Source organism: Vibrio sp. LB10LO1 (assembly GCF_010092875.1).
GTDB lineage: Bacteria > Pseudomonadota > Gammaproteobacteria > Enterobacterales > Vibrionaceae > Vibrio > Vibrio campbellii.
On sequence record NZ_JAADJW010000081.1, the window covers coordinates 1 to 1,946 of the forward strand.

1 protein-coding gene is annotated in these 1,946 nt (G+C 49.5%); it reads right to left on the reverse strand.

Translation table 11 applies throughout. From position 1 onward, the window contains the following. A partial coding sequence (tkt, locus tag GXP65_RS24875; protein ID WP_162093951.1) for a transketolase occupies positions 1-1,946 on the reverse strand: 1,946 nt, incomplete at both ends.

Here is a 1,946-nt window from a genome sequence, read left to right on the forward strand (position 1 = left end):
AGCAGTTCTTTTGCTGTGTTCACTACGTTTTCTACAGTGAAACCAAACATTTCGAACAGTTGATCAGCTGGTGCAGACTCACCGAATGTTGTCATACCGATGATGCGACCGTCGAAGCCAACGTACTTGTACCAGAAGTCAGCAATGCCAGCTTCTACAGCGATACGTGCCGTTACGTCTGATGGCAGTACCGATTCACGGTAAGCTGCGTCTTGCTTGTCGAAAGTATCAGTAGCTGGCATTGAAACCACGCGTACTTTCTTACCTTCAGCGGTTAGTTGTTCTGCAGCTTTCACAGCTAGCTCAACTTCTGAACCAGTCGCGATTAGGATTAGCTCAGGCTTACCATCGCTGTCTTTCAGGATGTAGCCACCTTTTGCGATGTCTGCAACTTGCTCAGCCGTACGCTCTTGTTGTGCTAGGTTTTGACGAGAGAAGATAAGTGCTGATGGACCATCTTTCCGTTCAATTGCTAGTTTCCAAGCTACTGCAGACTCAACTTGGTCACATGGACGCCATGTGCTCATGTTTGGAGTCAGACGTAGAGACGCGATTTGCTCAACAGGTTGGTGAGTTGGGCCATCTTCGCCAAGACCGATAGAGTCGTGCGTGTAAACTTGGATGTTCTGAATCTTCATCAGAGCAGCCATACGCATAGCGTTACGTGCGTATTCCATGAACATTAGGAATGTTGCGCCGTAAGGAACAAAACCGCCGTGTAGCGCGATCCCGTTCATGATTGCTGTCATACCGAATTCACGTACACCGTAGTGGATGTAGTTACCAGAGAAGTCGTTCGCTTCTAGAGACTTAGAACCAGACCACATAGTTAGGTTAGAAGGCGCTAGGTCAGCAGAGCCGCCCATGAATTCTGGAAGCATTTGACCAAACGCTTCTAGTGCGTTTTGAGATGCTTTACGTGATGCGATGTTTGCTGGGTTTGCTTGAAGGTCAGCAATGATTTGGTTTGCTTTCTCTTCCCACTCAGCTGGTAGATCACCGTTTACGCGGCGTTTGAATTCAGCTGCCAGCTCAGGGTACGCTGCTTCATAAGCTGCAAATTTCTCGTCCCACGCTGCTTCCTTAGCTGCGCCTGCTTCTTTCGCTGACCACTCTGCGTAGACTTCCTGCGGAATTTCAAAAGGACCGTGCTCCCAACCTAGTTCTTTACGTGTCGCTGCAATTTCTTCCGCACCTAGTGGCGCACCGTGACAGTCGTGTGAACCAGATTTGTTTGGAGAACCAAAACCGATGATAGTTTTAGTACAGATAAGTGTAGGGCGTGGATCTGCTTTTGCCGCTTCGATTGCTGCGTTGATCGCTTCAGAGTCGTGACCATCTACAGCAGGGATTACGTGCCAGCCGTAAGATTCAAAACGCTTAGGTGTATCGTCAGAGAACCAACCTTCAACGTGACCGTCGATAGAGATGCCGTTGTCATCCCAGAATGCGATCAGTTTGCCAAGGCCTAGTGTGCCTGCAAGAGAACATGCCTCGTGCGAGATACCTTCCATCAGACAGCCATCACCCATGAATACGTAAGTGAAGTGGTCAACGATGTCGTGGCCTTCTTTGTTGAACTGAGCCGCAAGTGCTTTCTCAGCCATCGCCATACCAACAGCGTTAGTGATGCCTTGACCTAGAGGACCCGTTGTTGTCTCGATACCTGGTGCGTAGCCGTACTCTGGGTGACCAGGAGTCTTAGAGTGAAGCTGACGGAAGTTCTTAAGATCGTCGATAGATAGCTCGTAGCCTGCAAGGTGCAGTAGAGAGTAGATAAGCATAGAGCCGTGGCCGTTAGACAGTACGAAACGGTCGCGGTCAGCCCACTCTGGGTTTGATGGGTTGTGGTTTAGGTGAGAACGCCAAAGAACTTCAGCGATATCAGCCATACCCATAGGTGCACCTGGGTGACCAGAGTTAGCTTGTTGAACACCATCCATGCT